The sequence below is a fragment of the Tolypothrix sp. FACHB-123 genome, assembly GCF_014697075.1.
GTDB lineage: Bacteria > Cyanobacteriota > Cyanobacteriia > Cyanobacteriales > Nostocaceae > Aulosira.
In genome coordinates this window covers 113148-139490 of sequence record NZ_JACJRE010000011.1, presented here as the reverse complement: position 1 = coordinate 139490, position 26343 = coordinate 113148, and the positions used below count along the sequence as shown (strand labels likewise).

At 40.8% G+C, this 26343-nt stretch carries 26 protein-coding genes; 17 read left to right on the top strand and 9 right to left on the bottom strand.

Going from position 1 to position 26343, the window contains the following annotated elements; genetic code table 11:
* Positions 1-227 precede the first annotated feature (227 nt).
* Positions 228-878 carry a helix-turn-helix transcriptional regulator gene (locus tag H6G41_RS10500; RefSeq protein ID WP_242037873.1) on the bottom strand — a complete coding sequence of 217 codons (651 nt, stop codon included), beginning with the start codon at positions 876-878 and terminating at the stop codon, positions 228-230.
* 445 nt (positions 879-1323) lie between these two features.
* Here H6G41_RS10500 and H6G41_RS10495 point away from each other — a divergent pair, with 445 nt between their 5' ends.
* A complete protein-coding gene (locus H6G41_RS10495) occupies positions 1324-2364 on the top strand; it encodes a hypothetical protein (RefSeq protein WP_199316119.1) in 1041 nt (346 codons plus the stop codon).
* Positions 2365-2504: 140 nt separating this feature from the next.
* Here H6G41_RS10495 and H6G41_RS10490 read toward each other — a convergent pair whose 3' ends face one another.
* Both H6G41_RS10490 and H6G41_RS10485 read right to left on the bottom strand, forming a co-directional pair.
* Positions 2505-3641 carry a serine/threonine-protein kinase gene (locus tag H6G41_RS10490; RefSeq protein WP_190746134.1) on the bottom strand — a complete coding sequence of 379 codons (1137 nt, stop codon included), beginning with the start codon at positions 3639-3641 and terminating at the stop codon, positions 2505-2507.
* A 79-nt stretch (positions 3642-3720) separates the two neighbouring features.
* Complete coding sequence (locus H6G41_RS10485; RefSeq protein ID WP_190746133.1) at positions 3721-4422, bottom strand: glutathione S-transferase family protein; 702 nt, start codon at positions 4420-4422, stop codon at positions 3721-3723.
* A gap of 155 nt (positions 4423-4577) precedes the next feature.
* Here H6G41_RS10485 and H6G41_RS10480 point away from each other — a divergent pair, with 155 nt between their 5' ends.
* Positions 4578-5300, top strand: a complete 723-nt coding sequence (locus tag H6G41_RS10480; protein WP_242037872.1) for a phytochelatin synthase family protein — start codon at positions 4578-4580, stop codon at positions 5298-5300.
* Positions 5301-5380: 80 nt separating this feature from the next.
* Here the strand turns inward: H6G41_RS10480 and H6G41_RS10475 are convergent, their stop codons facing one another.
* Positions 5381-5719, bottom strand: coding sequence for a hypothetical protein (locus tag H6G41_RS10475; protein ID WP_190746131.1), 339 nt, complete (start codon positions 5717-5719; stop codon positions 5381-5383).
* Between the two features lie 5 nt (positions 5720-5724).
* On the opposite strand from H6G41_RS10475, the gene H6G41_RS10470 reads away from it, so the two are divergent.
* From H6G41_RS10470 to H6G41_RS10455, 4 genes are all read left to right on the top strand, one after another.
* Positions 5725-5886 carry a hypothetical protein gene (locus H6G41_RS10470; RefSeq protein WP_190746130.1) on the top strand — a complete coding sequence of 54 codons (162 nt, stop codon included), beginning with the start codon at positions 5725-5727 and terminating at the stop codon, positions 5884-5886.
* The gene (purD, locus tag H6G41_RS10465; protein WP_190746129.1) at positions 5883-7157 is read left to right on the top strand and encodes a phosphoribosylamine--glycine ligase; all 1275 of its coding nucleotides are present in this window, start codon (positions 5883-5885) and stop codon (positions 7155-7157) included. The genes H6G41_RS10470 and purD overlap by 4 nt, the downstream gene beginning before the upstream one ends.
* 186 nt (positions 7158-7343) lie before the next feature.
* Complete coding sequence (gene nblS, locus H6G41_RS10460) at positions 7344-9233, top strand: two-component system sensor histidine kinase NblS (RefSeq protein WP_190746128.1); 1890 nt, start codon at positions 7344-7346, stop codon at positions 9231-9233.
* Positions 9234-9530: 297 nt separating this feature from the next.
* Complete coding sequence (locus H6G41_RS10455) at positions 9531-10040, top strand: putative signal transducing protein (protein ID WP_190746127.1); 510 nt, start codon at positions 9531-9533, stop codon at positions 10038-10040.
* Positions 10041-10073: 33 nt separating this feature from the next.
* Here the strand turns inward: H6G41_RS10455 and crtH are convergent, their stop codons facing one another.
* Positions 10074-11576 (bottom strand): carotenoid isomerase, encoded by a 1503-nt coding sequence (gene crtH, locus H6G41_RS10450; protein ID WP_190746126.1) that lies wholly within the window; start codon positions 11574-11576, stop codon positions 10074-10076.
* 551 nt (positions 11577-12127) lie between these two features.
* Here crtH and upp point away from each other — a divergent pair.
* The 3 genes from upp to H6G41_RS10435 all read left to right on the top strand — a co-directional run bounded on the left by upp (position 12128) and on the right by H6G41_RS10435 (position 13623).
* Positions 12128-12778 carry a uracil phosphoribosyltransferase gene (gene upp / locus H6G41_RS10445; RefSeq protein ID WP_190746125.1) on the top strand — a complete coding sequence of 217 codons (651 nt, stop codon included), beginning with the start codon at positions 12128-12130 and terminating at the stop codon, positions 12776-12778.
* Positions 12779-12864: 86 nt separating this feature from the next.
* Positions 12865-13218: a hypothetical protein gene (locus H6G41_RS10440; protein WP_190746124.1), complete on the top strand. Its 354-nt coding sequence runs from the start codon at positions 12865-12867 to the stop codon at positions 13216-13218.
* Between the two features lie 132 nt (positions 13219-13350).
* Positions 13351-13623, top strand: a complete 273-nt coding sequence (locus H6G41_RS10435) for a YggT family protein (RefSeq protein ID WP_190746123.1) — start codon at positions 13351-13353, stop codon at positions 13621-13623.
* Between the two features lie 93 nt (positions 13624-13716).
* Here H6G41_RS10435 and H6G41_RS10430 read toward each other — a convergent pair whose 3' ends face one another.
* Positions 13717-14205, bottom strand: coding sequence for a biotin carboxylase (locus H6G41_RS10430; protein WP_199316118.1), 489 nt, complete (start codon positions 14203-14205; stop codon positions 13717-13719).
* Positions 14206-14462: 257 nt separating this feature from the next.
* Here H6G41_RS10430 and H6G41_RS10425 point away from each other — a divergent pair, with 257 nt between their 5' ends.
* The 3 genes from H6G41_RS10425 to H6G41_RS10415 all read left to right on the top strand — a co-directional run bounded on the left by H6G41_RS10425 (position 14463) and on the right by H6G41_RS10415 (position 17588).
* Positions 14463-15074, top strand: coding sequence for a hypothetical protein (locus tag H6G41_RS10425; RefSeq protein ID WP_190746122.1), 612 nt, complete (start codon positions 14463-14465; stop codon positions 15072-15074).
* 20 nt (positions 15075-15094) lie between these two features.
* A complete protein-coding gene (locus H6G41_RS10420; protein WP_190746121.1) occupies positions 15095-16069 on the top strand; it encodes an alpha/beta fold hydrolase in 975 nt (324 codons plus the stop codon).
* Positions 16070-17300: 1231 nt separating this feature from the next.
* Entirely contained in the window at positions 17301-17588 is a 288-nt protein-coding gene (locus H6G41_RS10415) for a hypothetical protein (RefSeq protein ID WP_190746120.1), read from the top strand.
* A 290-nt stretch (positions 17589-17878) separates the two neighbouring features.
* Here H6G41_RS10415 and H6G41_RS10410 read toward each other — a convergent pair whose 3' ends face one another.
* Positions 17879-18439, bottom strand: a complete 561-nt coding sequence (locus H6G41_RS10410) for a general stress protein (RefSeq protein ID WP_190746119.1) — start codon at positions 18437-18439, stop codon at positions 17879-17881.
* Between the two features lie 616 nt (positions 18440-19055).
* Here H6G41_RS10410 and H6G41_RS10405 point away from each other — a divergent pair.
* The 4 genes from H6G41_RS10405 to H6G41_RS10385 all read left to right on the top strand — a co-directional run bounded on the left by H6G41_RS10405 (position 19056) and on the right by H6G41_RS10385 (position 23344).
* Positions 19056-20681, top strand: a complete 1626-nt coding sequence (locus tag H6G41_RS10405) for a serine/threonine-protein kinase (RefSeq protein ID WP_190746118.1) — start codon at positions 19056-19058, stop codon at positions 20679-20681.
* 159 nt (positions 20682-20840) lie between these two features.
* The gene (locus H6G41_RS10400) at positions 20841-22076 is read left to right on the top strand and encodes an LL-diaminopimelate aminotransferase (protein ID WP_190746117.1); all 1236 of its coding nucleotides are present in this window, start codon (positions 20841-20843) and stop codon (positions 22074-22076) included.
* A 369-nt stretch (positions 22077-22445) separates the two neighbouring features.
* Positions 22446-22679, top strand: coding sequence for an EF-hand domain-containing protein (locus tag H6G41_RS10395; protein WP_190746116.1), 234 nt, complete (start codon positions 22446-22448; stop codon positions 22677-22679).
* A 470-nt stretch (positions 22680-23149) separates the two neighbouring features.
* Positions 23150-23344, top strand: coding sequence for a heavy-metal-associated domain-containing protein (locus H6G41_RS10385; protein ID WP_190746115.1), 195 nt, complete (start codon positions 23150-23152; stop codon positions 23342-23344).
* Positions 23345-23429: 85 nt separating this feature from the next.
* On the opposite strand, the gene H6G41_RS10380 is transcribed toward H6G41_RS10385, so the two are convergent.
* Positions 23430-23927, bottom strand: a complete 498-nt coding sequence (locus H6G41_RS10380; RefSeq protein ID WP_190746114.1) for a DUF6174 domain-containing protein — start codon at positions 23925-23927, stop codon at positions 23430-23432.
* 464 nt (positions 23928-24391) lie between these two features.
* Between H6G41_RS10380 and H6G41_RS10375 the strand changes: the two genes are divergently transcribed.
* On the top strand, positions 24392-25249 hold the full coding sequence (locus H6G41_RS10375) for an SDR family oxidoreductase (RefSeq protein ID WP_190746113.1): 858 nt from the start codon (positions 24392-24394) through the stop codon (positions 25247-25249).
* 164 nt (positions 25250-25413) lie between these two features.
* Here the strand turns inward: H6G41_RS10375 and H6G41_RS10370 are convergent, their stop codons facing one another.
* Positions 25414-25953, bottom strand: coding sequence for a phycobiliprotein lyase (locus H6G41_RS10370; protein WP_190746112.1), 540 nt, complete (start codon positions 25951-25953; stop codon positions 25414-25416).
* Positions 25954-26343: the final 390 nt, after the last annotated feature.

The following is a 26343-nucleotide window of genomic DNA, read 5'->3' as shown; positions in this document are numbered from 1 at the left end:
TCTAATTGTTGAGTATTGATTCAACAATTATAATACAAATCAAACAAAATAAAGTGGCAGATTGTAGGGGCAAGGCAATGCCTTGCCCTTTTGTCCTATTGCTTTCTTGAATATCATTGATGTGCTACAAAATTATTTTAATTAATATAAATTACATATAGTAATTATAAAAAAAGGTGCGTTAGCCTACGGCATAACACACCCTACAATTTGGCATATTTTACTTTTCAAACAAAGTTGTATTCATTCATATTATTTATGTCTTGTTGTTTAGCATAGATATTTTGCAAATGCTTCTTCACTGTATTGATAGTAATATATAATTTATTGGCGATTTCTTTATAGGAAAGATTAGCCCGTCGTAGTAGCCAAACTTCTATTTCTCGGTCTGTCAAATTGTATTTTTTAGCATCAGCGATCGCTATACTTTTGCTATACTGATTGCAATCCTCAACAGTCACTAATAAAAAGTTCTCTGGATTGGCAGATAGTTCCAACCATCTAACCCTTAGGCGCAATTTCATTGTTGGCTTGGGTTGAATTTCCGACTCAAGAATGATTTTTTCTGTGGTAAATAATTCGGAGCTTTCAATTAAAGATTGACAAATCTGCCAAACTTCTTCTGGTATTACATCATTAGCTGTCGCTTTGGTCATTAATTGTCGGCAGATAGCCCTGGCATACTCATTTGCATGAATTAATTTTCCTTGAGGTGATACTATCAAAACACCATCAACAAAACTTTCAATAATAGCTTGTAGTAAATCAACTTTAGCTACAGGTTGTAAATTATCATGATTGGTAGTATTTTGATGCTGTTTATCTCCAGGGATAGCAATATAATTTAAATTATTTTCGTCATTTGAAAATATCATCATCAATTTCCTCCAAAACTCAGCATGACAGTCAAATAGGGATAGCTGTTACTCATCTAACACCGTAATTTTTCCTTTTAACTGCTAACAGTCAACAGTCAACAGTCAACAGTCAACAGTCAACAAATTACTTGTGATATTAATCAGGTGTTTAACTAAATTTTGGGGTTCGCGATTCTGTTGATGCAATGAGTAGGCAGTAATTATAGTAATGCTGCTGAAGTTTGCGTAAATTATCTGAATTAGGGTGAAGTTTTTATAAAGCTGATTGGTACAGGAATCTCAACCTGGCGAATTTTTTTCGCACGCCAGTCACCCTTAGGCTACGTAGAAGTCTGGCGACCGAACGCACTGGTTCGGCTATACAAACACAGTCTACTACTAGGGACTAATCAATTGTAGCTGCCGTTCAACTGCACGAGTTAGGAAAAGTCAGGAGTCTTGCGAGATGATAAATCCCCAAAGTATTGAACAATGGTTTCCTCTGGAACTACAGCGCAAATATGTCTCCCAATTGCAAGGGCGAGTGGGGATAACACGGCGACGCGCAGAATATTTTGTCAAGTTGTGGGTTTATTTACTACTTAAACAACGGCAAGAATTAGGTCAACATTTCCCCAAACCTTTGACAGAACTGGATTTACCTGATGGGTTTGTTCCTTGTACCCATCGGGAAGCGCAAGAAGTTTTTTATGGCGAACAAGAACGGGGAAGCGATCGCTCTGCGGGTATGATGATTGATAAGCTGGTGGCTTTGGGGCTGATTGAAAAAGACTTTGATGGTAATAGTACTTGTATTCGCATCCGTTCTTTATTACCCAATCCCCAAAATACCACCCCAGACAAAGCAGATATCAAACTTTTCCCCGACAACTTTAATCCCCGCACCGATGCTGTCCCCGTTGCGAGTTTTTTAGCCCGTAATTACAACTGGATGAATAAAAAAGCCACTGCACTACCCCACAGAATTGTCAGAATCATCCGGGGTTGGGCGGAACAATATCCAACAGGGATGAGGGTTTTGCGCCGCAGTGATAACCAAGATGCTGTGGGTTTTTACGTGCTGTATCCAGTCGCGAGAGAATCAGAAGCCAATTTCTTTATTCCAGCGCGTAAAGGCTTGCACATGAGCGCAACTTGGGACATTGACCCATTTCAAATTGCCCAAATAGGCGATCGCAATTGTACATCGATTTTTGTCCGCAGTTGGCAAATCGATTTACCTTACAAACAGCTAAATAACCTTTGTGAATTATTAACGGATACCCAAAAAACATTAGTACGTATCCAAGCTGATTTTCCTAACCTGTGCGATATCTATGCTCTCACCATACATCCAAGTAATGAACAATTAGTATCAGCACTAGGGTTTCACAAAACCAACCCAGACCCCCAAGTAGCACTTAATTGGATGTATCTACCATTAGATAAATATTTAAACTTAGATATTGAGCAAGCAGTATCAGGACTACATTTTGTTGATGGTTGACTGTTGACGGTTGACTGTTCAAAGATTGTAGGGTGTGTTGTCGCGTAGCGCAACGCACCGACGCAGGATGAAAAATTCAATACCTACTGAAGTCTAAATTTGAAAAAAGTATGGTGGTTACGTGAAATCATCTCAGGATTTTACGGGTTATTATTACCCAAATACTTACTTTTTAATTCTTCTAATTCATCGTCAATGATACTTTTAGTAGTAGGCTGAGGATTGGGATTTTGTGGATTTGCTGGATTTTTTTGCTGCTTATTCCCGCCCAAAAAGAGGGTTTTCATTTCTTCTAATTCTCGCTCAATTTGACTGTTACTTTTCGGAGCAATTGCAGGTTGAGGTGTGGATGGTGAGATAGTAACAGGCTTAACTGATGTCGCTGGTGTGGCGTTTAATGGTAACTTTTGCAAATCCTTGAGGACTTCATCTACTGTTTGATAGCGTTTGACAGGGATACTGGCTAACATTTTGTTGAGAATGCGGCTCAAATCATTACTAACCGGAGTTTTTAAGTATTGCTGCCAATTCCAAGTATCGCTATTCACATCATAAGAATCAAAAGGCGATCGCTCTGTTAATAGTCGCACACAAGTTGCACCTAAACTATAGATATCGCTGGCAAAAATTGCCCGTCCGCGAATTTGTTCTGGGGCGACATATTCGGGACTACCAATACTTGTACCTGTGCGGTTGAGGGCGGTACTGGTGGCAGATTTAGAAGCCCCAAAATCTACTAAAACTAATTTTTTATCGCTACTGCGTAAAATAATATTTTCTGGTTTGATATCGCGGTGAATTACTTGTCTAGCATGACAAAATTGCAGTACTGACAATAAATCATTGAGTAACTGGCGAATCTGCACTTCATTAAACGCACCTTGTTCAACTAATTCCTGAGCTAAATTTCTCCCATCAATAAATTCTTGTACCAAATACTGTCTATCTTCTTGGGTAAAATACGCCAGTAATGAAGGAATTTGCGGATGTTGTCCTAACTCATCTAACTGCACAGCTTCCTGGTTAAATAACTCCACCGCTTTTTGCACATTATTAGTGCCTTGGGCTTGGGGGTAAAATTGCTTAATTACACAGCGCGGTTTTGAGGGTTTATCTTCATCCACCGCCAAGAAAGTACGCCCAAAACCACCTTGTCCTATGGGTTTAATTGCGCGGTAACGTTCTTTGAGGAGTAACTTAGAACCGCAAGTTAAGCAAAACTTAGCATCATCAGCATTTTCTGGTTTTGGACAATGGGGATTAAGGCAGTAGCTCATGGTAGCGTAGCGTTAAAAATCGCTGTGGTTTGTTTTTATTGTGCCCTGCGATCGCCATTCTTGATTGTAAAATCAAAAATTAACGTTTACCCAGAGTATCTTTAAATGGTTGTCTAGCAGTAACTCTATCAAGATAAGCGACAACCGCAGGATATTTACTAAAGTCTAATGATAAAAGTAATTTAGCGTAGTGCAAGTAGGAAGCAACTGCAATATCTGCCACAGTGAATTTATTACTGGCGATAAAAGGCTGTGTCTGCAAAATTTGATTCAGTGGCGCGAGTAAAGTTGGCATTTCTTTTTCCCGCCTATCTGCTAAAAATAAACCAGGCCCCAAGGTAGCATTGGCAAAAATCACCCACTGGGTAATTTTGGCGCGTTCTTCGACAGAATTAGGCAGTTGATTGTATTTATCGGCTAAATAAAGCAAAATTGCCCCAGATTCCCATAATTTTAGATTGCCATCAACTATAGCAGGCACTTTACCCATAGGATTAATGGCTAAAAACTCAGGCTGCTTCTGTTCGTTAGCATTGAAATTGAGTGAAATATAGTCATAAGGAATGTTTAATTCTGCTAAATACCACTGCACAATTGGTACGCGCGTTCTTGGCGCACCATAGAGTTTTAATTTAGCTTTATTTGGTGCATTCTGGTTATTGGTAGCAGGTAGAGAATTACTTGGCTGTGGCGGTACAGCTAAGAGTGGTGCAATGGGCTGAAAAATTAACGCGATCTCACTGGCACTAACAAATGTTTTGAAAAGTGAATTTTTCCCCATGTTATAAATTATAATTAATTTCATTTCTTGCAAGTATCATACCTTGTACTATATTGAATGATAAATTATTTTATATTTATTCATAAAAAATGAGAATTTTAAAGTTTAAATATATTAAATCTGCACTTTCATCTAAGTCAAATAAATCTGAACATATGATACTAAAATCATTTATCAAATTTCTTTTATTAGGTATTTGCTTGAGTGGCAGTACTGTATTAGCTCAAACTCTGACTCTCGCACCTAATTTAATTAATTTCAACTCCAAGGAGGGAGAAAAATTATTAATTGAAAGCCAAGCCAGAGAAGATTTCTTTCCCCTCAGCAGTCAGTTTATTACTCAAAACAATCAAGCCTATTGTGGCGTAGCTAGTATAGTAATGGTGCTGAACAGTTTAGGAATTACCGCACCAGAAGCACCACAATATAAACCATATCGCGTATTTACCCAAGAAAACTTTTTTAGCAATGAGAAAACCAAAGAAGTAATTTCGGCTGAAGATGTTGCGCGTAAAGGTATGACTTTAGAACAATTAGGTGGGTTATTAGAAAGTTATGGTGTCAAAGTTAAAATTTATCATGGGGCTGATATTAGTTTAGATAACTTTCGGAAACTAGCCGCAGAGAATTTACAACAACCAGGTAATTTTATTATTGTTAATTATTTACGCAAAGCAATTGGCCAAGAAAGAGGCGGTCATATTTCGCCTTTAGCTGCCTATAATCAACAAACAGATAGATTTTTAATTTTGGATGTTTCTCGTTATAAATATCCGCCTGTTTGGGTGAAAGCAGAAGAATTGTGGAAAGCAATGGCAACACATGATACTACTTCAGGTAAAACTCGCGGCTTTGTATTTGTAAGCATTCATAGTTAACCAACTGGCAATTTGCTGTATTTTTTCATAAAGTGCGATCGCATTCACTGTAAATCGGGTTCAGCCAGAGAAAACCGTCATTAAAATCCCTCAAAACGACTTTGATGACGATCAAAACGACTTTGATGACGATCAAAACGACTTTGATGACGATCAAAACGACTTTGACGACGATCAAAACGACTTTGACGACGATCAAAACGACTTTGATGACGATCAAAACGACTTTGACGACGATCAAAACGACTTTGACGACGATCAAAACGACTTTGACGACGATCAAAACGACTTTGACGACGATCAAAACGACTTTGACGACGATCAAAACGATACCAATTTAAAATTATAAAAAGTGCGGGAAAAATACTTAGAAGCGATGCCGCAGCCTTTACGCTCAGTACAAGTGCCCCATGCCCCATGCCCAATGCCCAATACTTCGACTTCGCTCAGTACAAGTGCCCCATGCCCAATGCCCCATGCCCCATGCCCAATAACCAATGCCCCTTGCATAAGCACAAGCATTGATGAAAAAATTGATCCGCGAGTAGCTTCGCTGTTGGCAAGGGAAGTAAGAGGATATCCGTGAAAGTTTTAGTTGTTGGAAATGGGGGGCGCGAACACGCTCTGGCGTGGAAACTGCTGCAATCTAACCAAGTTGAGCAAGTTTTTTGTGTACCGGGTAATGGCGGTACGGCAAGTATGGCAAATTGCCAAAATATACCTCTGGCGGTAGATGATTTTGAGGGTATTGGCAAATATGCTGTAAATAATGGGATAAATCTGGTTGTAGTCGGCCCAGAAGTACCCTTAGCTAAAGGAATTACAGATTATCTCCATAATCAAGGATTGAAGGTATTTGGCCCAGATAGAGCCGGGGCACAAATTGAAGCAAGTAAAGCTTGGGCGAAGGCTTTAATGCAAGAAGCAGGTATCCCCACAGCCAAAGCGGCAGTGTTTACAGAAGCCGCCGCCGCTAAATCCTACGTCAAAGCCCAGGGCGCACCGATTGTGGTCAAAGCCGATGGCTTGGCGGCTGGTAAGGGTGTGACAGTGGCGGAAACAGTAGACGCAGCTTACAGTGCCATTGAAGCGATATTTCAAGGACAATTTGGTAGTGCGGGGGAATTTGTTGTCATTGAAGAATGCTTGATTGGGCAAGAAGTTTCCGTGTTAGCCTTAACTGACGGTTTAACAATTCGCCCCTTATTACCCGCCCAGGATCATAAACGGATTGGCGAAGGCGATACAGGCGATAATACCGGGGGAATGGGAGCTTACGCCCCTGCACCCATTGCCACACCAGAGATTATGGCACGGGTGCAAACAGAAGTTTTAGAAAGAGCGATCGCGACTTTAAAAGCTAAAGGCATTGATTACCAGGGTGTACTCTACGCCGGCTTAATGATTGCTCCCAACGGCGACTTTAAGGTGTTGGAATTTAACTGTCGCTTTGGCGATCCCGAAACTCAAGTCATACTCCCCCTGTTGGAAACCCCCTTAGAAGAGTTAATTTTAGCCTGTGTGGAACAGCGTTTAGCCCAAACACCAATTACTTGGAAACCCGGAGCCGCCGCTACCGTCGTTGCTGCCGCTGGCGGTTATCCAGGAGAGTATGAAAAAGGACATGTAATTACGGGAATTACCCAAGCCAACACAGCCGGAGTAACTGTATTTCATGCAGGGACAACATTAAACCAGCAACAAGAAATAGTCACCAATGGCGGACGAGTATTAAACGTCACTGGTACAGGCGCAAATTTTGCGGAAGCGATCGCCCAAGCCTACACTGGTTTAGAATCCATTCACTTTGCGGGCATGTATTACCGTAGAGATATTGGGCATAGAGTTAAGAATTAGGGCATTGGGCATTGGGCATTGGGCATTGGGCATTGGTATGATTAATACTCCCTTCTGCTCCCTGCCCCCTGCTCCCTTGCCTCTTCCTTGACTCTTGCTTAACTTATTCGCATATTTGTCGAATTAACTGTTAATTTTTTAGTTGTTGGGGTTTAAAACAAGAACTACTAACAACTTATATTTAAAATGCTGGCTCTTTTGAAAACAATCCGAGAAACGATCGCAAATTGGTGGTCAGATTTCACCCTCCAGACCAAGCTATTGGCTGCGGCGACATTGGTGGTATCTTTAGTCATGAGTGGGTTGACCTTCTGGGCGGTGAATACGATTCAGCAGGATGCACAAATAAATGATACCCGCTTCGGTCGTGACCTTGGACTGCTGCTAGCTGCCAATGTGACTCCGTTAATTGCTGAAGACAAACGCCAAGAAGTTGCCCAATTTTCTCAGCGCTTCTACAGCAGCACTTCTAGTGTGCGTTATATGCTCTACGCTGATGACACTGGGGAAATCTATTATGGGATACCTTTTTGGGAAGCAGAGGTAAAAAACTCTTTAACCATTGAACGGCGCATTCAACTACCAGAAGATTACGCCAAAGACAGCGATAAGCCAATGGTACGCCAACACATGACCCCTGATGGGTCGGTGACTGATGTGTTTGTGCCCCTCATCGCTGACAACAAATACTTGGGTGTCTTGGCGATTGGCATCAATCCTAACCAAACTGCCGTTATTTCTACCAATTTTACCCGCGATGTCACCATTGCCGTATTTATTACCATCTGGGTAATGGTAGTGTTGGCAGGGGTGGTAAATGCGCTGACTATTACCAAACCAATTAAAGAACTGTTAGTAGGCGTGAAACAAATCGCCGCCGGGAACTTTAAGCAGCGAATTGACTTACCCCTAGGCGGCGAACTAGGAGAGTTAATTCTCAGCTTTAATGAGATGGCAGAGCGATTAGAAAGCTATGAAGAACAAAATATTGAGGAACTCACAGCCGAAAAAGCTAAGCTAGAAACTCTAGTTTCCACCATTGCCGACGGTGCGGTGTTGATTGACAATAACATGCAGGTAATATTGGTCAATCCCACAGCCAAGCGGATATTTTCTTGGGAAAATGATGAAGTCGTCGGCTGTAACGTACTCCATCACTTACCTCCCGCCGTGCAAATGGAAGTTAGCCGTACCTTGTATGAAATGGCTTCCGGTGAATCGGAAAGTGCGGAATTTCGCATTGCGTTAAATCAACCTACCCAACGTACTATCCGCATTCTCTTGACTACAGTTTTGGATGTGCAACGGGAAAGCGTTAAAGGTATCGCGATTACCGTCCAAGATATTACCAGGGAAGTTGAACTCAACGAAGCTAAAAGCCAATTTATCAGCAACGTATCTCACGAACTGCGTACGCCTCTGTTTAATATCAAATCTTTTATCGAAACTTTGCACGACTACGGCGAAGACTTGAGTACAGAAGAACGCCAAGAGTTTCTGCAAACAGTTAACCATGAAACCGATCGCCTGACACGCTTAGTCAACGATGTCTTAGATTTATCAAAACTTGAGTCTGGGCGGACTTACAATTTTGATGGCGTAGATTTAGGTCAAGCAATTGAACAAACCCTGCGGACTTACCAACTCAATGCTAAAGATAAAGGTATTGAATTAATTCAAGAAGTGAAACCGCCTGTACCTTTAGTTGTGGGTAACTATGATTTGTTACTGCAAGTTTTAGCGAATTTAGTCGGTAATGCCCTGAAATTTACTCCAGCCGGTGGTAAAGTAGCTATTCGCGCCTATCAATTAGATGCTAAATCCGAGTCTCAAAAACCATCGCCATCAGTACGTGTAGAAATATCTGATACTGGTATTGGTATTGCCATAGAAGACCAACAAGCAATTTTCGATCGCTTCTTTCGTGTAGAAAATCGCGTGCATACCCTAGAAGGTACGGGTTTAGGTTTATCAATTGTGCGCAATATTATGGAAAGGCATCACAGTAGAATTCATCTGGTGAGTGAAGTGGGCATTGGCACTACTTTTTGGTTTGATTTGGCTGTATTTGAGTGAAATCAAAGGCTAGGGGCTAGGGACTAGGGACTAGGGGCTAGGGGCTAGAAATTTTCATATTTGGTTGTCATACCAATTTGAAAAAAGAATGCGATAGATTGTAGGGGCACTGGCACTCCCATGCCCCGAAGCGCATACCTCATTTACCTGAAATATGCTGTATATGCAAATTGCTATAATTCCTATGCGGACGCTACTGTATATTTAATTAAGCACGAAAAGCGCGTTAGGGTAGACTATCCATCGAGGTATTTGCAAGTGGCGATCGCAATTTTCGGAATCATTTAGCGCAAACCTATGGCTAATAATTTTGTTACAGTAGCCACCTATAACAACTCTTTAGAAGCTAACCTCGCAAAGCAACTTTTAGAAGCTGAAGGTATTAGCTCTTATTTAGCAAACGAGTCTACCGTAGATTTAGCATGGCATTTAACTGTCGCTGTCGGTTGGATTAAACTCCAAGTTCACGAACAAGACGCAGCACAAGCTAAGTTTATTTTAGGGTCAAGCAACTTAGAAGTTGAATCTGCTGCTGAAGGTGAGGAAACTACAGCTGATGATGCAGATGATGACGATATTATCAAAGTTTCCTGGGCAGACCAAACAGCAGACAGAGCCTTTAAAGTCGCTGTTATTGGTTTAATTCTGATTTTTTTACCCTTTCAACTATATTCCCTGTGGCTATTATTGCGGTTGCTGCTGTCTCGTACTCGCGATCGCATCAGTCAAAATAGACAATGGAAAGTCATTACAGCCTTGCTAATAAACCTACTCAATCTGAGTATCCTCTGGATCATTTTCTCCTAATGAACCTAAATCCAATGACAAATGACCAATGACCTATAACCCCAAATCTACAGCAATTCTATGGGCGCAAGCAAAGCCAGAAAAGGCGACAGCATTTAATCCTTGACCAGGAAACGTACTATCCCCTACACAATACAATCCGGGAATCGCTGTCCGATTAAATCGCATCCCCAATAACCCCCATAACTTACGCCGGGGAATAGGCCCGTAAGTACCATCTTTTCGCCCTAAAAAGCGGCGATGGGTGCGGGGTGTCCCTACTTCTAAATAATCCAATCCTGCATTTAAACCAGGGAAAATCTGCTCTAATCGGTCAATTATTCGCCATGCTGCGGCTTCTTTGTTGCTCTCATATTCCCTTTCACTTAATCCCTGCCAATTCTCTAGCCAGTCAGGGGTAAAAGCATGAATAATATGATAACCCTCTGGCGCTAAATCGGGGTCAAGCAATGTCGGAATTGAAACAAAAATTGTGCCTTGGGCTACAGTCATTTGTTGCCATTCTTCTAACAATATATGATGGCATTCGGTTCCTTGTGGCAAAACTGACTTCTCAACCCCTATGTGCAAACTCAAAAAGCTGGGTGATTTCTGATAGGTTTGTTGCCACTGTTTCTCATTATGTGGCATTGACTCTACAGGTAGTAAATTTTCAAAAGTATCCCAGCGTGTAGCATTAGAAACTATGCGTTTACCCCGATAGACTTCACCATTAGCCAGTTTTACCCCTACAGCTTTGCCTTTTTCAGTAATAATCTGCTTTACTCTTGTTTGATACTTAATTGTTCCTCCAACTTTTTCTAAACCAGCTACCAATGCTTGAGCAATTTTTCCGACTCCACCTTTGGGATAATTAACTCCGCCATAATGTCTATCGGAAAATACCATACCTGCATTAATCATGGGTGTCATATTGGCTGGAACGACCGACCAGCAATAACATTCCATATCAATAAATTTCAACAATAACGGGTTTTTGATGTAACGTCGCGCCACATCGCCAGCATTTTGTGGCAAATATTTAGCTAATCTCAAACAAGCTAAAGGGTGTTGTAAAAACATCCGCAATAAATACCGAGGTTCTTCTAATGACAGTAACTCTATGCTGTTTAGACAATTAAAAACTTCCCAACATTCGTCATAAAAACGACGAATACCATATTTTTCATGAGGAAAGTATGCAATAAGATTTTGCAAAAATTTTTCATAAACTCGGTTTACTTTCAAGTCGATACCATCAGGTAAGTGGTAGTGAATCTGTACCGGATCGGCAATTGTTTCTAAGCTAACGTCTACAGCATGAAGGGCGCGGGTAAGTAAATTTGTAGTTCCTTTGTTACCCATGCCAAAAATCATGGATGCTCCGACATCAAAGCGATAGCCCTGACGCTCAAAATAACCTGCACTACCACCTGGTATTGTATAACTTTCTAATACCAGCACTTTAGCTCCCTTTGCTGCTAGCTGGGTTGCGGTCACTAATCCCCCAATCCCAGAACCAATAATAATTACATCAAATAAGGAACTAGAAGTCATAATAATTCAAAATTCAAAACTTAAACCTTGAGCAGTATACTGATAATTTAATATTGATGCAAATTCAGTAATGGCAAACCGAGGGTCAGGATTGGCATCATTTTTTTATAAAAAAATGTAGCGCATATTACTTTTGTCTCAAAATCAACTACTTCAACGATTTAATATCGTTGGCTGGCAGAGATTCAAGAGTTAAAGTACCTATGAAAATTTAATTAAATTGAGGAATCCTGTTTGATGTGAGAAACAGTCTAGATTTTTTCTGTTCTCTGTTCCTGTTCTCTTTAAATATTCAATTTGATTCAATTTGTGAATTTATCTCGCAAAAAAAAGAGGGACAAGCCTGCTACTGCTGGCTAATCCCGTCTGCCGATCCTTAAAGAGAGGAGAACACTGGATAATAATATAACCTTGATTGAGAATTGCTGTCAACTGTTAATGCAAAAGATTATCAATAATTGCCAGGTTGTTGATTTTAGCTGCCAGTCAGAGGCAGGACAGAGTATCATTATGGTTCAGTTCTTATATATTAAAGACGCCGATTTTTGGCTATGACGCTACAACTGCGTGTTTATGTTCCACCCCATCCCCTGATCAAGCACTGGTTAGCAGTTGCTAGGGATGCCGCCACACCTTCAGTATTATTCCGGAGTGCGATGGTGGAGTTAGGAAGATGGTTAACTTATGAAGCTGCCAGAGAGTGGTTACCGACCCAAGAAATGACGGTGGAGACTCCTTTGGATTCTACGCCTGCTACTTTGATCGATCCATTAGTACCCGTGGCGGTAGTACCGATTTTGCGGGCTGGGTTAGTGCTATTAGAAGGTGCGCAGACTTTGTTGCCTTTAGCTTCGATTTATCATCTGGGCTTAGTACGCAATGAGGAAACACTAGAACCGATGTGTTATCTCAACAAATTACCAGAAAAATTCGATCCTCAGACGCGGGTATTAATTACCGATCCAATGTTAGCTACGGGAGGATCAATGATGGCAGCAATGGCAGAATTGACACAACGGGGTGTAGATCCATCTCTAACAAGGATTGTTTGTGTAGTAGCAGCTCCGCCAGCTTTGCAAAAACTCAGTGCAGCTTATCCAGGTTTAATTATTTACACTGCCACCATTGACGAAACAGTTAATGACCGAGGGTTTATTGTGCCAGGATTGGGAGATGCTGGCGATCGCACCTACGGGACTTAAGCTACTATGCAGCTAGGGTAGGAAAATAACTTTAACTAGTGTCACTAGTGTAAAAGTCCCAAAGTTTCGTCAAGGCGGTTAAGAATATGAGTCAGCGTGATGGTTTTGTCAATGGATTTTTTGTCGGCGCAATTTTCGGTAGTGTTGTCGGTGGCGTTGTTGGAGCCTTGATTGCTACTCGCCAAGATCCGGAATTAGCAGCAGACGAAGAAACAGAATTGACAAATAGTCTGGAAGATTCCCGCAAGATAGCTGGAAAACGTCGTCAGATGACACCTTCCCAAACAGAAGGATTAGAAATGGAAACAGCAAGGCGATCGCTAGAAGACAAAATTGCCCAGCTAAATGCCACAATAGATGAGGTACGAAAGCAACTCGGCAATGTCAATGGCACTTCACCGCAAGCAGTCAACGAGCGTTCTTTGACGAAGGATTCTTAGACAATAACGACGTGATGCAGCGCTTAAGTGTGGTGCAATATGCCAACATTTATCGCGGACGCCATGACCAAGACTAAATTAAAATCTATGATAAGACCTTGTTTGTCAACTTAGCCCAAAACCGAGCTATCCATGAATCTACTGATTACAACACTGGCTACTTTCATCCAGATTTATACTGTTTTGCTGATTGTTCGGGTTCTCTTGACCTGGTTCCCCAATATTGACTTTTATAGTCAACCATTTGCGGCTTTAGCCCAGATCACTGACCCTTATCTCAATCTTTTCCGCTCTATTATTCCTCCACTAGGCGGGATAGATTTTTCTCCCATCATCGCCTTCTTGGTATTGCAATTAGCTGGCGACTGGTTGCTTCCTACCCTGAAAGCTATATTGATTTTTTAACAACTCCGCCACAGTGGGAATAAAGTTAGGGTGAGCGATCGCCCACCCTAACAATCCTAATATTAATGATGACAAATCTAAAATAAATCAGTCTTACTTACGCACCTGACCGCTAAACCCAGCAGCTTTAAACTGCTTCAGCTTCAATGGGGTTGGCTGGTTTGCAGCTACAGAAATCCGCAATTCAAAATCACTGATACCTGGTGGTATTTCCGCAATCGAACCTAACCGCGTCCGGTTTTGTAACACTGGGTCGTTGTTAGCATCATAAATCCGTCCGAAAATATCTGCATCGTAGACGGTTTTATAAGTCGCATTTTCAGCTTTACCTGTCACTATAAAACAGTTAGCCGCCGCCGAACCACTACTAATTACTGCGCCTTGTGCCAGTTCTGGCGGACAGTCTTTATAAGAAATATCAAAGAGTTTAATTTGTGTCAGGGCTACAGCTGGGGGAGTTAATACCCAGAGAAAAATACTGATGAGACAGGAAACAAAAATTACCTTTATTTCTCTGGAATAAAATGACTTAGCTAAGTCTAGTAAATTTAACCAAGATTTGCTGCTACTTTTCTTTTCCATATCTAAAAACTAATTTTACTAAGGTTCCTACAGGATGTTTGCTATTTTCTTAGATATATCACTAACATAGCCATCGGTATATCTGTCTTAATCAGCGTGAACTGAAAACTGTACGGGCGGGTTCACAGATATCCTCAAATATCCATGACGATCTCCTATAAACCCGCCCCTACTGACAACTAACCAAAAGATATTGGAGACTTTCATTTAACTTTTGTAATAATTAGGGAAAACAACCCTTAACTTGCTATTAACTTATGACTCCGGATGAGATTCAAGCAGCTTTGCAAGCAGCCTTTAGGTGTTGTGATGTAGCCAGCTGTCCTCTCACTGAGACACAGAAACAGATACTACTGCAAGTAATTGAGCAAATTCCCGGAAATTCTAATTGTGGGGTGTTAGAAATTACTAATCCCTTGGATGAACTAACCTCAGAAGAATTGGCAGCATTTTTGCAGTTTGTCAAAATACACGAACAAGATAATGGTAATTGGAAAGCCCAATTCTTCAATGATTGGTTGAATGCGTCTGACTCTGGAGAAGTACAATTTATTCGGGAACGTTACGGTTTACAATGGCTCAATCGCCTTCAGCCATATCATTTTGATAAATATGTTTATTTTGAAGATGCACTTAAACTAAAAGTAGGCGATCGCATTGAAATTTCCAATGCGATGTGGGAATGGGTTCAAGATGATGGCCCGTGTAAGCGCGAATGGTTTTCCTGTGTGGTGCTACAAGTTGAGGAAATTAACAATGGCGATACTTCCTGTAGCAATTGCATTGTCCGCTTCCATAATGGTGCTGAATACGAAATTCAAGGAATTTACGAATGGAACCGTTATAATTGGCGCTGGTCTAAAAACTAATAATCAAACATATTTACAACATGTTGCCATCTATCAACAGTATGATACTGTTGGCTACAATTTGCTATCAGGCGATCGCTTGTTTGATAGAAGATCGTCACCCACCGCCAGGTCAGCTGATTGATGTGGGTGGCTATAACCTCCACCTTTACACTGCGGGAGAGTCTGGCCCGACAGTCGTTATCGAACATAGTTTAGGCGGAATTGAAGGTTATTTACTGCTTCCAGAGATAGTTAAGCTAACACGAGTTTGCATCTACGATCGCGCTGGCTACGGTTGGAGCGATCATAGCCCATATCCGCGAACCAGTCAGCAAATAGTTACAGAACTCGATTATCTGTTAACAAAAGCCGGAATTGAACCCCCTTATATTCTTGTAGGAAATTCCTTCGGTAGCTATAACGTGCGCTTGTATGCACAACAATTTCCCCAAAAAGTTATGGGAATGGTACTTACCGATGGACTCCATGAAACGGCTATGTTAAAAATGCCTTTTCATTTACAATGTTTAAAATTATTTTTTCTCTCTGGCTTCGTGATGTCCTTTTTAGGGTCAGTTCTCGGTATTGTTAGATTACTGAAATTGATTGGCACATTTGAACTCATCAAGCGTGAATTAGCGAATTTTCCCCAAATAACTCTCAAACCAGTTAAACGTTCTTTCTGTCGTCCCAAACACTGGATTACCATGAGTCGGGAAATCTTAAATTTAGATACTAGTAGTCGCCAAGTTAAGTCAGCTAATGATTTTAGTGGATTACCTATAGTTAATATTAAAGCTAATACTTTTTTCCATCCTTCTCCTTGGACGCTACTTTTACCTAGTAGAGCGGCTAATAAGCTACGAGACCAAATGCACTCTGAATTAATGAACTTATCCACAAATTCTGTACAAATTGAAACTGAAAATAGCAGTCATTTTGTTTGGATAGATCAACCAGAGGTGATTGTAAAGGCGATTTTGCATATTGTTAAAAATTGCGATCGCAATTAAATCAAGAGAATGTTAGCCATTGTCAAGGAGCGAATGATTGCTGCGATGAGTTATCAATTAAGCTCATCCCAACCCTTGAATCAGTGGGCTTTAGCGCCGAGTTTGTGTGATTTTTGCGCAAAAAATTTCTCAATGGATAACAGATAAAGGCTTTTTCTGCAACTCAGTTGCCGACAACGTCCAAAAAAAAGATAGTATCATCTTCCCTGAGTAAGTACCATGCTAGCTAATAGGGAAGCATTGATGAATCTTGATAATGAAGATAGAGAATTATGATACCAGGTTCGTAATCCAAACCGCAGCAGAAAAGTTATAAAATTAGTTACAGTTGGCATCACTATTGTTAATCGCGAACAAACTTTTTGCTGATTTTCGTCAAACTATAGTGAAGTCATAAAATCCCATCTTTGGGTAAAACAACGGTTTGATGAAATGGGGATCTGATTCTACAATGTTCTGGAGGTCTTGTAAAAATAAGACATAGGTAGCAGTTCTAGCTTTCTAGAAAGACATTGGTTGGTTTGCAGTTCATCAATTATCTTCAGTTCTTGAACATTATTAATTACTCACTATGTTAACCTTTGCCTATTCATCGATTGCCCTAGGTCTAGCTTTACTTTGTTTGATTATTACTCCCAAAATTACCAATTCCCTTGGGCAAATAGTAGTTTTATTATTTGCTATTTTTTGGTTATGTTCCAGCCTGTTTTTTTCTTTGATACCAATTGAATTAATGCTGGCGATCGCTTTTCTTTACCTGACGCCAAAAATGCATTTTTGGTCTCGGATCGAGTAACAATAGAAATCTTAAGTTATTGCTGAAAATTTAGCTGCCAGATTTCTTAAAAAAATCTGGTATTACTTAATGGGGTAGCCTAACTATAATTTGCCAGAATTAGCAAACTGCAAAAAATCAATTATTCTGCTTCAAGTCGTTAACTGTTGACTGTTAAATGTGTACGCTTAACAATCAAAAATAGTAATGAAATATTGTTTTACTTTAAATAATACCGATTCAAATAATGTTGGCGACACATCAATCTATTCTAGAGGTCACAGCACTGTTCCCTAGCATCTGTTGCATTCTTTTTTCAAATTGGTATAAAGTCTCTTATAGTCGAAAAATGTCGGTGATTTTTGTCAATAAAACTTATTTATTGCAAATAATACTTATTAGATTGATCGTCAGCAAACCGATGTATCATTAAAGATAGCTTTACAAAAATCTACAATGATAGAACGCCCAATCAAGAAATCAGAACGTCAGTCTCAAGCCAATACTGACAAAAATTCCGAAAATTTGGATGATGTACAGCCTACAGAGTCCAATCCTAGAAGCTCTAAAGCAAGAGGTAATCGTTCCTCTGGTAAAGGAAAAAAATCATCTTATGGTGATGAAACCAAGCAGCAGGTTAGCCCTGCACTAGTGCGGGGGCCAAAACCCGTTAAACCTAAAATTAATGTGAACACAGAGCCAGAAACTGAAGCAGAAACTAGCTCTGAAGAGTCTCAAGATTAATTACAGATGAGCTAAAAACCAAAGATACTCTTAACATTAATAAAGCTCCTCGCAGAAATATGGAGGAGCTTTGAAATTTTCAAACAGCTAATGACTAGAAATAATATAACTTTGTTGATGGGTAGAATCTTCTATCCAGGGAAAGGCAATTTTATGAATTAAAGTTGTATTCTCGATGACAACAATTTTTCAACAAATTAATTATTGCTGTGATGGTAAATCAGGTATACGAGTAGGGGCACAACATTGTTGTGCCCTATGATTATATGTAAATTACTAACTTGCATTCTCTAGGCATTTTGAGTTTGGGGAGTATGATAAATACCCCAATATTCAATACCGTTGCTACGTAATATTGGTTCAGAACGATTAATTTCTGCTTCTGTTCCATCGAGTATGAGTAAATAATAACTCTGTTGGAGGCGATCGCTATAAACGCGCGCGCGTTCTTCGGGGATACCTAAATCACCTAAGGCTTTCACCAAATTCTGATTTGCAGCTGCACCTACAGCCACACCAGCGACACTACTAACTAAAGCTACACCCACAGAACCTGCGGCTAACACAGCACCTACACCGGGAAGTGCTAGACTGCTCAAACCAAGTAATATACTACCCCAAGTAGTTGCTGTCAGTGTATTTGCTACTGGCTCTGTCGCATTTACATCTTGATTACCGATGCGATCGCTCATTTGCGCTTCGCCCAGTTGTTCACCTTTTTCTACATCTTTAGCAATAATAGAAACCTTCTCCATCGGAAAGTTAGCCGCTTTCAATTCATTAATAGCCTGCTCTATTTTTTGAGGATTAGAAAATACTCCTAATGCGTGTGTAGAGTCTTTAGTTATCATATTTTCCTCTTTGACAATTTGATTAATACCTTTATTAATTTAAATATTAGTAACTATTAAAATTACATTTCTCTGTCTTTTGGTGAGTCTAAAAATGTCATAAGAAGTATCTCAATCATATTGATTTATGATTGAAGTAAAATTTAGTAAAGTTTAGGCACTGTCCACTAGACCAAAATTTTTCTGGACAATGCCTACCCTACATATATTTTTTGAATGTAAATTTACCGAAAATAAAAAGGATACAGAGCCAATAAATTTATTCTCTGCGAGAGGCTTCCGCCAATGCGCAGCGTCTTTGAAGGGGAGAAGAATGTGTAGACTGTGCGTAAGTCCTAATCTTTTAGGGAAAATTTAATGCGATCGCCTATTCTGAATCCAGTCACTGAGCAGAACTGTCTCTCAGTTTTGCCATAATAAGTTCTTATCAGCCTCACCATACCTTTAAGGTCGCTCAGGCAAATGGCAATGTATTATGAAAAAGACAAAACTGTTGCGATAATAGGGAGGTTTTCCCACTGAGGGGGGAAGCTATTTCTTCGGAAGTACTTTAAAACTCAGGACTCAGTACTTATCTGCTCACTTCGGACTAAGGACTCAAAACGCAAAAATCTCTATGTTAGCAGGTACAACTTTACAGGGTGGCAAATATACCCTAAATCAAGAAATCGGACGTGGTGGCTTTGGGATTACGTTCAAAGCTACGCATCATTACTTGGGTCAGGAAGTAGTGATTAAAACCATTAATGAACGGCTGCGACAACATCCTGATTTTGCTAAGTTCGAGCGCCAATTCCAAGATGAGGCCAGAAGATTAGCTACTTGTATCCACCCTAATATTGTGCGGGTAAGCGACTTTTTTGTCGAAGCTGGGCTGCCTTACATGGTGATGGAGTACATTCCCGGTGATACCTTGGGCGATGCATTTGTCTTACCAGGGATACCCTTACCAGAAGCCACCGCTATCCATTACATCAGGCAAATTGGCGCAGCATTGCAAGTTGTACATAATAACGGTTTACTCCATCGAGATGTGAAACCGGATAATATTATTTTGCGCCAAGGCACTCAGGAAGTAGTACTAATTGATTTTGGCATAGCGCGCGAATTTAATGGTGGTGTGAGGCAAACACACACGGGGATGGTTTCGGAAGGCTATTCCCCCATCGAACAGTATCTCACCCAAGCACCGCGTACGCCCGCCACAGACGTGTATGGCTTGGCAGCTACATTATATGCATTGTTGACAGCCCAAGTGCCCATGCCAGCATTATTACGCGATCGCGAACAAATGCCAACGCCCCGCGAACTTCAGCCCCATCTCAGCGCTGCTGTCAATCAAGCAGTGATGCGGGGTATGGCGGTAGAATCTCGCTTTCGTCCAGCGACGGTTACCGAATGGTTAAAACTGCTACCAGGTGAGGGAGTTAATACTGTACCCCAATCCATACCAACTCACACAGTCGCCACTATTAATTTATCGCTGCAAGAACAAGACGAATTTTTTACAAGAACTACCAAAAAATATATCGATCCATCATCAGTCATCAATAATGCCAAATTGGCGGCTCAAAAACTAGCAAAATCTAAAGTATTTATTGGTACAAGCGTTGCGGTTGTAGCCGCTACCGCAGGTTTTGGTATTACTAGTATGCTGCCAAAATCTCAGCCAAACTCACCAGAAAAGGAGCTGTTTTCCCAACCCACCATTGAAGCAAGTCCCAGCCCGCAAACACCCGTCGTTAACTCTACACCCGATAGCACTAAAGAAGCGCAAGCCACTTCTGCTAGCGAAACTACATCAGTTTCCACTTCCTCACGGCGCAGACGCAATCGCCGTGTTTATCAAGAAGAATCTACTAGTACTAGGCGCAATCAGCGTTCTCAAGAAGAATCATCACCCACACCAAAGTCCGAACAATCCTCACCTGTACCTCAAGTTTCCCCCTCTCCTTCTCTGGTGGAAACATTACGCGCAATTCGCTCATCTCGTTCTCGTAAAGCTAACCCTTCACCATCACCAGCAAATAATTCACCTTCAGTTCCGCAGAATGCTGCTCCACCAAAATCAGAAAAACAGTCCAATCCTGTAGTCGTCCCACCAGCACCAGTAGAATCCAAAGGTTCTGCACCCGCTCCTGTAGTAGTACCTACCCAAGAGGTAAAACAAAATTCTAGTAGTGAAACTCCTTCACAGAAAAGCGAGAAGTCAGCAGATGAGCCTTCGGAAGTAAATAATTAGGGACTTCCAACTAAAAAAATTATAATTACAACCTTCATCACTAAAATTACCCTTGTGATGATGTCATTTGCTGTGCAAGATTCGGGAATTACCGCAAAACTTTATAATTTGTAATCTGTTAGCAGTAAGCTTGTTGGATGGCATTTCTCTCAATCTACTATGGCAACCATTAACGACAACTACCTGAAGCTGAAAGCAGGTTACCTATTTCCCGAAATTGCGCGGCGGGTAAATGCCTTTGCCCAAGCCAATCCTGATGCGAAAATTATTAGGTTGGGGATTGGCGATGTCACAGAACCTCTACCTGAAGCTTGTCGCACAGCGATGATTAAGGCTGTAGAGGAAATGGGCGATCGCGCTTCTTTTAAAGGCTACGGCCCCGAACAAGGTTATGCTTGGTTAAGAGAAAAGATTGCGGCGCAAGATTTCCAAGCCAGGGGTGCGGATATCGACGCAGAGGAAATTTTTATTTCTGATGGTTCTAAGTGCGATACCGGGAATATTTTAGAAATTTTTGGTCATGATAATGCGATCGCAGTTACCGATCCGGTTTATCCTGTCTACGTAGATACTAACGTCATGGCAGGTAACACAGGTGTCGCTAACGACAAAGGCGAGTTTGCTGGCTTAGTTTATCTCCCCATTACTGCTGAAAATAACTTCACCGCAGAGATACCGAAAGAGAAAGTCGATTTAATTTATCTTTGCTTTCCCAATAACCCCACTGGTGCAACTGCAAGTAAGGAACACCTGAAAGCTTGGGTAGACTATGCAAAGGCGAATAACTCAATTATTTTCTTTGATGCGGCTTACGAAGCTTACATCACCGACCCCACAATTCCCCATTCAATTTATGAAATCGAAGGTGCAAAGGATGTGGCGATTGAGTTTCGTTCTTTCTCCAAGAATGCAGGGTTTACCGGAACTCGTTGCGCCTTAACTGTTGTTCCCAAAACTTTGACAGCCAAAGCTGCTGATGGTTCCGATGTGGAACTATGGAAGTTGTGGAATCGTCGCCAATCTACCAAGTTTAATGGCGTATCTTACATTGTGCAGCGCGGTGCGGAAGCTGTGTACTCTCCAGAAGGACAGGCGCAAATCAAAGGATTAGTCAGTTTTTACTTAGAAAACGCTAAAATTATCCGGGAGAAGCTCACAGCCGCCGGATTGTCAGTTTATGGCGGTGTCAATGCACCTTATGTTTGGGTGAAAACTCCCAATGGTTTATCGAGTTGGGAATTCTTTGATAAATTACTGCATAACGTCAACGTTGTCGGTACTCCTGGTTCAGGCTTTGGTGCAGCTGGCGAAGGTTACTTCCGCATCTCTGCATTTAATAGCCGAGAAAATGTAGAAGAAGCAATGCAGCGGATTACCACTGGCTTGTCTTTGTAAGCTTACCTTTGTTAACTATAATGCGATCGCATGTCCTGATAATCTGGGAATATGCGATCGTCTTTGACAGCAGATTGCAAGTTGGTGAGGTACAGATAATCGTCAGGGCATGGCACTGTTCATTGCATCGCTATAATCATTATGTAGAGGTAGTTCCAAGGCAATTCTTTATAGCCTCACAAGCCCAATTTTTATTTTCCAGACTCACCCTGATTTCCACTTTTCCTCTGTTTAAAGTCACAAAAGCAGGTTAATCTCACTCGCCATATCTTTTGATCTAAGCCTAGCGATACCCGTTTATATGTCTAAGGATATAAGTTTATTTAATTTTGAGATATTAAATTGAAAAGTTAATTCAGATACAAAATTATGGCAACTGAGCAAGAGCTTCAATCTCTTTTTAATACCTTAGACCGCGATCAAGACGGCAAAGTCTCCATTCATGAGCTTTTTTTAAGTCCTGGCTTAAGTGCAATCATCTCATCAGAAACAAATACCAGTAGCCCCCAGGAGTTACTAGTACGGTATGGTTTAGACGAAGACGGTAGTATTACCTTTGAAGAGTTAAAGAAAGCAGTCGATAAAGCAAGTAATTTAACCTAGGAGTCAAAAAAACTAATACCCAATACCCAAAATCCCTCTCTAGCCCACGCTTTGAGGGATTTGCAATTTATAAAGTCCTTGATAGAGGAACAACAAGCACAAATCAAACAGCTAAAGGAAGAAAATAGCCATCTTCGAGACGAAAATAACTGTCTCAAAGGAGAACAAGGTTGTGAATAAATATGAACTTTGGCAAAAAAACTTGTAAACCTACTGGACTCTCCAGTCGGATGGAGAATTTAGGATGAATGTCAGGTGAATCTGAGTCAAGGATTTTTGACTGATACGCCTGAATAGCGTCACTCAATAGCTGTGATGATGTCGAGGATGGCTTGAAATATAGCTACTCACTCACAAATTATTTGTTTGACTCAAGCTATTATCGAATCGCAAACTGCTGAAATTCAGCAAATGCAGCAATGGTATCAAGCTTGATCTCGATCGATTTTCTCCTCAATGATTTTAAACTTATGACACTAAAACTCACTGTTCCTAACATGGCTTGTTCTGCTTGTGCAAACACTATTACCAATGCACTTAAAGCCATCGATGCCAATGCTAATATTCAGGCAGATCCTAAAACAAAATTGGTGAGTGTTGATACTCAAGCCTCGGAAACCGCTATTAGGGAAGCGTTGGCTGCTGCTGGTTATCCTGTTGTTTAATTGTTGACAGTTAACAGTTGACCGTTGACTGTTGACGGTTAACAGTCAACGGTCAACAACTGTAAGCTGCTTGAGCTTTGAGAATTTAGCGAAGTACTTGAAAATTCTCAATTGTCAGATATAGTTCTTCATCAGCTATCTGAGCGTTGTAATCGATATTAATTTGAGTCGGGTAACCGTATCTTGCAGAATAGTTCACATCTAGGCTGAAGGCTTGACGAGCGATCGCATCTTGAATCACATTAAACAGTTTAGGAATAGTATTGTAATTTTCAAAATACTCCGGATTAGTAACTCGTAAGCCTGTCTCTACAGAAGTTATGGATCTTGTTTTACCGTTCCGGACTTCAATGACTACTGGGCCTCTAGCGTCGGGGATGCAAAAGCAACCATTACTAAATGTATAGCGATAGTTAACAATATTTTGCTTCTCCCATAAACGGCGATTAAATTGTAATTTCCGTTGATTCAAGTTACTACGTACTGGTGATTGTGCTATCTCTATGGGAGTTTGAGACATTACTGGTACGTTGAGACCGAGTAGTATTAAGCATCCTGCACTGAGAATAATTGATAAGCGCATATTATTCGACTTGATTACAAAAACCTGGGATATATTTATCCGCTTAATATTTTAAATTAAGGTTATTTTGCGCTTAAAATTAGCAAAATGCTCATATTTTTTGGTAAAAAGATGCCTAAGGAAATTCTTAAGTCAGTCTTGCCAAGGTTTCACAACGATTCCTTAATCTTTCAGCCCTTGTAGGGGCATTGCCTTGTCCTCAGGAACGTATTGGATTCAACCGATAACTGTTATATTTACCACATTAATAGCAGCACACAAATCTACCCTATATATATAGACTTTCCTTACCAATGAAAGAGAAAGTAATTATCTTAGTTTTCTAAAGTTGAGTCACAGTGTTGTGAAGTAAGGAAACGCCAAAAAGGGTGTTGGGAAAAGATTGAGGCTTTGACAACATCCTTTGAAATGCGATCGCCTTTCCAAAACACGCAACCAATAGATTACTGTGGAGAAGCAAGTTTATGACTCAAGCCAAAGAACTACAACCACCGCAACAGCAAAATGCTCCTGGTACTGAGGCGCAAATGACGCCCAAACCTCAGTCTGATGATTCCAAATACCGGGGAAGTGGCAAATTACAAGGTAAAGTAGCTTTAATTACTGGCGGTGATAGCGGTATTGGTAAATCTGTTGCTATTTTCTATGCCAAAGAAGGCGCAGATGTGGCGATTATGTATAAAAATGAGCATAAAGACGCGGAAGAGACAAAACGCCTGGTAGAAAAAGAAGGCAGACGTTGCTTAACAATTGCAGGTGATATTGGTGACGAACAATTCGATCAACAAGCTGTGCAGCAAGTTGTCAAGGAGTTGGGACACTTGGATATTTTGGTGAACAACGCCGCCGAACAGCATCCCCAAGAAAGTATTGAAAATATTACAGCTGAACAATTGGAGCGAACTTTCCGCACCAATATCTTTAGTATGTTTTTTCTCACCAAAGCCGCTTTACCCCACCTCAAAAAAGGTAGCGTAATTATCAACACTACCTCTGTGACTGCTTACAAAGGTAGCCCCCAACTGCTCGATTACTCAGCAACGAAAGGGGCGATTGTGGCTTTTACCCGTTCTCTCTCCCAATCTCTGGTAGAGAAAGGAATTCGGGTGAATGGTGTAGCTCCTGGCCCGATTTGGACTCCCCTAATTCCTTCTACTTTCCCAGAGGAAAAAGTCAAGAGCTTTGGCACTCAAGTACCAATGCAGCGCGCCGGACAACCGGAAGAAGTCGCACCTAGTTATGTATTTCTGGCATCCGATGACTCTTCTTATATGTCCGGTCAAATTCTCCACCCCAACGGCGGCGAAGTGGTGAATGCGTAATTAGGGCATAGGGCATTGGGCAATTCAATTTTGGATTTTGGATTTGCGATAGCGCAGCGTTAGCGAGTCCGCGAGCGTCTTTTGGATTGGGTTTGAATCTAAAATCTAAAATCTAAAATCTAAAATTCCTTGTCCTCCTTGTCCCCCTTCCTACCTTCCTACCTTCACCCTAATCTCTTCTCTAAATACTGACCAATCATCAACTGTTCGCCAGCACGAGAGATAATCGTCTGGCGAGTACGGTATTTAGTACCGATGAGCTTTAATTCTTCCTCAAATACAGAGCCATTGTACTCTGTGCGCAAACATAATATTTTGGGATTGGGTAAATAATATTCGGCGGTGATTGGTTTAGATGTGGCGAAACCGCGATCGCGATACAAAATATTTCCTAATGCACCAAATAACGTGGAACCTTGAGATTCTTGCTTACCTGTGACTACATCTGTACTATCCCAGGTGACTTCTGTACCACATACCAAACTGACTGCATCTGGTAATTCGTGTAATTGCGCTAGCTTTTGCAGTTCTTCGCATCCCGGCTCTAAAAACCGAATTGCGATCGCACTGACTATTTCTTTGATAGTTCCTGATGATAGGGTGTAATAACGCCGTTCCGATCGCCACTTACCCACTGATTCCTGAAAAAATTCTGCAATCTGTGATTCTTCAGTGGTTTTTGTCAGTTTGAGTGGTGATTTCACTGCTTTCCTTCCTCAGCACAAATAATATAGATAGTATAGATATTTTGGCTCGGAAACTCTCTACATTACATCTGTCCCTAATACCAAATTTCTTTACTATTTTTAATCTAAACTAGATATTGAAACTATTACTGATAGTTTGGCTACAATGCTAAACAACCAAATTTTTACTTTCTTTCTGCCTGGGGATAGAAGCCAAAAATTAAATAATTACTTTGATCATCTCGCTTTGTCTTATATCTTGCGGCAGATCTTAGAAATGCTAAAAATACGTATACTAAATTTACATGAGGAGTTCAGTACCATTAAATTCTCTGGCACTGTCTACAACTAATTCTTCCTTCTGCAAAATGCAGGCTTGAGATCTAGCTTCAACCCCTCAGGGAAAAA

Coding starts and splice junctions, on each gene's coding strand:
- upp (WP_190746125.1), top strand. CDS start 12,128: ATGACGCTACAACTGCGTGTTTATGTTCCACCCCATCCCCTGATCAAG.
- H6G41_RS10395 (WP_190746116.1), top strand. CDS start 22,446: ATGGCAACTGAGCAAGAGCTTCAATCTCTTTTTAATACCTTAGACCGC.
- H6G41_RS10475 (WP_190746131.1), bottom strand. CDS start 5,719: ATGGGGCATGGGGCACTTGTACTGAGCGTAAAGGCTGCGGCATCGCTT.
- H6G41_RS10495 (WP_199316119.1), top strand. CDS start 1,324: ATGATAAATCCCCAAAGTATTGAACAATGGTTTCCTCTGGAACTACAG.
- H6G41_RS10410 (WP_190746119.1), bottom strand. CDS start 18,439: ATGATAACTAAAGACTCTACACACGCATTAGGAGTATTTTCTAATCCT.
- H6G41_RS10490 (WP_190746134.1), bottom strand. CDS start 3,641: ATGAGCTACTGCCTTAATCCCCATTGTCCAAAACCAGAAAATGCTGAT.
- H6G41_RS10470 (WP_190746130.1), top strand. CDS start 5,725: ATGCCCAATACTTCGACTTCGCTCAGTACAAGTGCCCCATGCCCAATG.
- H6G41_RS10440 (WP_190746124.1), top strand. CDS start 12,865: ATGAGTCAGCGTGATGGTTTTGTCAATGGATTTTTTGTCGGCGCAATT.
- H6G41_RS10425 (WP_190746122.1), top strand. CDS start 14,463: ATGACTCCGGATGAGATTCAAGCAGCTTTGCAAGCAGCCTTTAGGTGT.
- H6G41_RS10500 (WP_242037873.1), bottom strand. CDS start 878: ATGATGATATTTTCAAATGACGAAAATAATTTAAATTATATTGCTATC.
- H6G41_RS10415 (WP_190746120.1), top strand. CDS start 17,301: ATGATAGAACGCCCAATCAAGAAATCAGAACGTCAGTCTCAAGCCAAT.
- H6G41_RS10405 (WP_190746118.1), top strand. CDS start 19,056: ATGTTAGCAGGTACAACTTTACAGGGTGGCAAATATACCCTAAATCAA.
- H6G41_RS10435 (WP_190746123.1), top strand. CDS start 13,351: ATGAATCTACTGATTACAACACTGGCTACTTTCATCCAGATTTATACT.
- H6G41_RS10480 (WP_242037872.1), top strand. CDS start 4,578: ATGATACTAAAATCATTTATCAAATTTCTTTTATTAGGTATTTGCTTG.
- H6G41_RS10420 (WP_190746121.1), top strand. CDS start 15,095: ATGTTGCCATCTATCAACAGTATGATACTGTTGGCTACAATTTGCTAT.
- crtH (WP_190746126.1), bottom strand. CDS start 11,576: ATGACTTCTAGTTCCTTATTTGATGTAATTATTATTGGTTCTGGGATT.
- H6G41_RS10455 (WP_190746127.1), top strand. CDS start 9,531: ATGGCTAATAATTTTGTTACAGTAGCCACCTATAACAACTCTTTAGAA.
- H6G41_RS10485 (WP_190746133.1), bottom strand. CDS start 4,422: ATGGGGAAAAATTCACTTTTCAAAACATTTGTTAGTGCCAGTGAGATC.
- H6G41_RS10375 (WP_190746113.1), top strand. CDS start 24,392: ATGACTCAAGCCAAAGAACTACAACCACCGCAACAGCAAAATGCTCCT.
- H6G41_RS10385 (WP_190746115.1), top strand. CDS start 23,150: ATGACACTAAAACTCACTGTTCCTAACATGGCTTGTTCTGCTTGTGCA.
- H6G41_RS10430 (WP_199316118.1), bottom strand. CDS start 14,205: ATGGAAAAGAAAAGTAGCAGCAAATCTTGGTTAAATTTACTAGACTTA.
- H6G41_RS10400 (WP_190746117.1), top strand. CDS start 20,841: ATGGCAACCATTAACGACAACTACCTGAAGCTGAAAGCAGGTTACCTA.
- H6G41_RS10380 (WP_190746114.1), bottom strand. CDS start 23,927: ATGCGCTTATCAATTATTCTCAGTGCAGGATGCTTAATACTACTCGGT.
- nblS (WP_190746128.1), top strand. CDS start 7,344: ATGCTGGCTCTTTTGAAAACAATCCGAGAAACGATCGCAAATTGGTGG.